Origin of the sequence: Pseudoalteromonas sp. S3785, assembly GCF_005887365.1 — a bacterium.
Classification (GTDB): domain Bacteria; phylum Pseudomonadota; class Gammaproteobacteria; order Enterobacterales; family Alteromonadaceae; genus Pseudoalteromonas.
Window position 1 is genome coordinate 1 of record NZ_PNCT01000136.1, and the last position, 373, is coordinate 373.

At 51.7% G+C, this 373-nt stretch carries 1 rRNA gene; it reads left to right on the plus strand.

The features are described from left to right. A 23S ribosomal RNA gene (locus CWC17_RS18865) occupies nt 1-373 on the plus strand; the annotation flags it as partial.

The following is a 373-nucleotide window of genomic DNA, read 5'->3' on the forward strand; positions in this document are numbered from 1 at the left end:
AGACTTATGAAGATGAGACGCTAGTTTTGTTGGAGTCGTCCTTGAAATACCACCCTTGTAGTTTTGATGTTCTAACGTTGGCCCCTGAATCGGGGTTACGGACAGTGCCTGGTGGGTAGTTTGACTGGGGCGGTCTCCTCCCAAAGAGTAACGGAGGAGCACGAAGGTTGGCTAAGTACGGTCGGACATCGTACGGTTAGTGTAATGGTAGAAGCCAGCTTAACTGCGAGACAGACACGTCGAGCAGGTACGAAAGTAGGTCATAGTGAGCCGGTGGTTCAGAATGGAAGGGCCATCGCTCAACGGATAAAATGTACACCGGGGAGAACCGGCTGCTACCGACGAAGCGTTCAAATCGAATGCGCAGTTGTGC